1 protein-coding gene and 1 pseudogene are annotated in these 4,337 nt (G+C 73.3%); both read right to left on the reverse strand.

What is annotated here, in order from left to right; genetic code table 11:
• Window positions 1-3,044: pseudogene (locus tag ACFV61_RS34775) on the reverse strand (hypothetical protein); the annotation flags it as partial.
• Window positions 3,045-3,059: 15 nt separating this feature from the next.
• Window positions 3,060-4,235, reverse strand: coding sequence for a hypothetical protein (locus tag ACFV61_RS34780; protein ID WP_380496097.1), 1,176 nt, complete (start codon window positions 4,233-4,235; stop codon window positions 3,060-3,062).
• Window positions 4,236-4,337: the final 102 nt, after the last annotated feature.

Below are 4,337 nucleotides of genomic sequence, written 5' to 3' on the forward strand. Positions count from 1 at the left end.
GGTGGGGGGGGGTGGGGGGGGTGGGGGGGGCGCACGCGCCCGGGGGGGGCCCCCCCGGGCTCCGGCACCTCCCGCGCGGAGCGGAGCGACCGGTTCGTCGAAGCGGGGCAGTTGCTGCCGTCGCCGAGCGAGACGACCCGGTTGTCGAGGCGCTTGCCGCCGGCGTCGGACTTGACGGTGAAGGTGTAGACGAGGGTCTCGGTGGCTCCGGGGCGGAGGTCGAGGGTCCAGGTCAGGCGCGGCGGGCTGTAGGAGATCCGGCCGATGGTGGCGTGGGCGTCACCGTCGTAGTCGGCGGCGTCCAGGACGCCGGTGAAGTCGTCGACGACGACGGCGCCGTGGTAGGTGCCGCTGGCGCGGTTCGTGGCGGTGATGGTGTAGGTGACCCTGTCACCGGGGTCGGGTTTGGCCGGGGAGACCTGCTTGGCGAGGTGCAGGTCGTGCCGGACGGTGATCGGCTCCGCCGGGGTGGCCACGGCCGTGTGCGTGGGCGTGGCCGGGTCGGGGCCGCCGGTGACGACGGCGGAGTTCACCGGCACCTCCGTCGCGTCCGGCGAGAGGGTCCCGCTGAGGGTGTAGGTCGCGGTGGCGCCGACGGCCAGGTCGATGGCCGGGCACGTGGCGACGCCGCCGGTGTCAGGGCAGTGCGTGCCGTCGGCGTCGGCGGTAAGCACCGGGTGGTCCACCTGCTGCGGGAACCGGTCGGTGACCACGACGTTGCGGGCCCGCGAGGGGCCGTCGTTGGTGACGCCGACCCGCCAGGAGATCGGCCCGCCGGCCACGACCGGGGAGGTCAGCAACACCTTGGAGACCGTCAGACGGGCCTGCTGGGAGGGCGGACCGGTCGGTGAGGCGACCGCGGTGTGGGTGGGTGTGGCGGGGTCGGGCCCGCCGGTGACGACCGCCGTGTTCACCGGTGTGCTGGTGGCCGCGGGGTCGAGCGTGCCGGTGAGCGTCCAGCTCTCGGTGCCCCCGGCGGGGATCTCGGCCGCCGGGCAGGTGGCGACGCCGGCGGCGACGGCGCAGCTGGCCCCGCTCGTGTCATCGGCCATCGCGGGGTTGTCGACGCCGTCCGGGATCCGGTCGGTGACCACGACGTTCCGGGCCCGCGAAGGACCGTGGTTGGTGACCGTCACCCGCCACCGGATCGGGCCGCCCGGCACCACCGGATCGGTGAGCAGGATCTTGGAGGCGGTCAGGTTCGCCTGCGGAGACGGGGAGCCGGTGGGCGAGGCCACGGCGGTGTGCGAGGAGGCCGTGGGGTCGGGGCCGCCGGTGACGGTGGCGCCGTTGGTGGGAGTGACCGTGGCGTTGGGGTCGAGGACGCCGCTCAGGCTGTAGCTGTGCGACTGGCCGACCTCCAGCTCGATGGCCGGGCAGGTTACGACGCCGCCCGAGACCGGGCAGGCGGCCCCGTCGGTCTCGGACGTCATGGTCGGGCTCGACACTCCCGCCGGGATCCGGTCCGTGACGACGACGTTCCGGGCCCGCGAAGGACCGTTGTTCGTGACGGTGACCCGCCACTGGATCTGCTGCCTGGGCACCACCGGGTTTGTCACCAGCACCTTGCCGAGCGTCAGGTTCGCCTGCGGGATGACGGCGCCGGAGGGGCTGGCGACCGCCGTGTGCGTGGGCGTGGCCGGGTCCGGGCCGCCGGTGACGGTCGCGGTGTTCCCGGGCACGGCCGTGGCGTCCTGGGCGAGCATGCCGGTGAGGGTGAAGGTCGAAGTCGCGCCGACCGGGATCTCCACCGCCGGGCACGTCGCCGCGCCGGTGCTGACCGGGCAGGACGAGCCCGTGGCGTCCACGGTCATCATGGCGCCGACCACCTGGTCCGGGATCCGGTCGCTGACGACCACATTGCGGGCGGTCGACGGCCCCCGGTTGGTGACGGCGACCCGCCACGAGATCGGCTGGCCGGGCACCACCGGGTCGGTGAGCAGGATCTTCGTCACGGTCAGGTTCGCCTGCGGCTGGGCCGTCTCCGTGGGAGTCGCCGTCGCCGTGTTGTTCGACGGGTTGGGGTCCGGGCCGCCGGAGACGGAGGCGACGTTCACGGGCGTGCTGGTCGCGGCGGCGGCGTCGAGCGTGCCGGTGACGGTGTAGGAGGCGGTGCCGTCGGCCGGGATCTCGACGGCCGGACAGGTCGCCGAGTTGCCGGCGATCGGACACGGCGTGCCGTCGGCGTCGGCGGTCACGGCCGGATTGTGGACCTCCGCCGGGACGGTGTCGGTGACGACCACGTTCCGTGCCCGGGAGGGGCCGTTGTTGGTCACCGTCACCCGCCACTGGATCGGGCCGCCCGGCACCACCGGGCTCGTCAGCAGCACCTTGGCGATCGACAGGTCCGCCCGCGGGGCCGGCGAACCGGACGGGGTCGCGACGGCGGTGTGCGTCGGAGTGGCCGGGTCGGGACCACCCGTGGCGGTCGCGGTGTTGGTCGGCGTGGTGGTCGCGTTCGGGTCGAACGTGCCGGTGAGGGTGTACGACTCCGACTTGCCGATGGCGAGCTCGATGGCCGGACAGGTCGCCCGGTTCCCGGTGATCGGGCAGAGGCTGCCGTCCGTGTCCCGGGCCAGGGACGGGTCCGCGACGCCGTCAGGGACGGTATCGGTGACGACCACGTTCCGGGCCGTGCTCGGTCCGTTGTCGGTCACGGTGATCCGCCACTGGATCTGCTGTCCGGGCGCGACCGGGTTGGTGAGCAGCACCTTCGACACCGTCAGGCTGGCCTGTCCTGAGGGGGTGGTGGTCGGTGAGGCGACGGCGGTGTGCGTGGGCGTCGCCGGGTCGGGGCCGCCCGTCACGATGGCGGTGTTGGTGGGTGTGGTGGTCGCGTTGGGGTCGAGGGTGCCGGTCAGTGTCCAGGTCGACGTCTGGCCGACGGGGATCTCGACGGCCGGGCAGGTCGCGATGCCGTTGGCGATCGGGCAGCTGGCGCCGCCGGCGTCGGCCTTCATCGACGAAGCGGTGATGCCGGCCGGCACCTGGTCGGTGACGATGACGTTGCGGGCCATGCTCGGCCCGTTGTTGGTGACGGCCACCTGCCACTGGATCTGCTACCCGGGCACGACCGGGTTGGTGACGAGCGCCTTCGGGACAGTCAGGTTCGCCTGTCCCGAGGGGGATGCGGTCGGCGAGGCGACGGCAGTGTGCGTGGGCGTCGCCGGGTCGGGGCCGCCGGTCACGGTGGCGGTGTTGGTGGGTGTGGTGGTGGCGTCCGAGGCCAGGGTGCCGGCGAGTGTCCACCTCAGTGTTTGGCCGACGGGGATCTGGACGGCCGGGCACGTCGCCGTCCCGTTGGCGATCGGGCACGTCGTGCCGTCCGTAGCCGTCATCCTGGCGTTGGTCACGCCCGTCGGTACCTGGTCGGTGACGATGACGTTGCGGGCTTCGCTGGGCCCGTTGTTGGTGACGCTGACCTGCCACTGGATCTGCTGTCCGGGCACGACCGGGTTGGTGACGAGCACCTTGGAGACGGTCAGGCTCGCCTGCGGTGACGGCGAGCCGGACGGGGTCGCGACGGCGGTGTGCGTCGGGGTGGCCGGGTCGGGACCGCCCGTCACCGTCGCCGTGTTGGACGGTGTCGTCGTGGCGTTCGGGCTGAGGGTGCCGGTGAGCGTCCAAGTGAGCGAGCCGCCGACGGGGATCTCGACGGCGGGACAGGTTGCTGTCCCGTTGGTGATCGGGCAGTTGGTGCTATCGGTGTCGGCCTTCATCGACGCGCCGCTCACCCCGTTGGGCACGGTGTCGCTGACGACCACGTTTCGGGCCCGCGACGGCCCGTTGTTGGTCACGGTCACCTGCCACTGCACCTGTTGTCCGGGCACCATCGGGCTCGTCAGCAGCGCCTTCGACACCGTCAGGTTTGCCTGCGGTGACGGAGTGGCGGTCGGCGAGGCCACCGCTGTACGCGTCGGGGTCGCCGGGTCGGGGCCTCCGGTGACCGTGGCGGTGTTGGTGGGGGAGGTGGTGGCGTCGGGCGACAGCGTGCCGGTGAGCGTCCAGGAGAGCGAGCCGCCGACGGGGATCTCGACAGCCGGACAGGTGGCAGTCCCGTTGCTGATCGGGCAGTTGGCGCCGCCGGTGTCGGCCGTCATGGAGGCGCCGGTCACTCCGCTGGGCAGGGTGTCGCTGACCACGACGTTGCGGGCCCGCGACGGGCCGCTGTTGGTCACCGTGATCCGCCACTGGATCTGCTGTCCGGGCACCACCGGGTTGGTGAGCAGGACCACCGGCCGCCGGGGTGGGGGGGGGGGGGGTGGGCTGGGGCGGCGGGGGGACCTCCCCCGCGAGGCCGGCCTCCCCGGACAGAGGGCCCGTGACCCCGACAGCGC

Origin of the sequence: Kitasatospora sp. NPDC059817 (genome assembly GCF_042731835.1) — a bacterium.
Lineage (GTDB): Bacteria > Actinomycetota > Actinomycetes > Streptomycetales > Streptomycetaceae > Kitasatospora.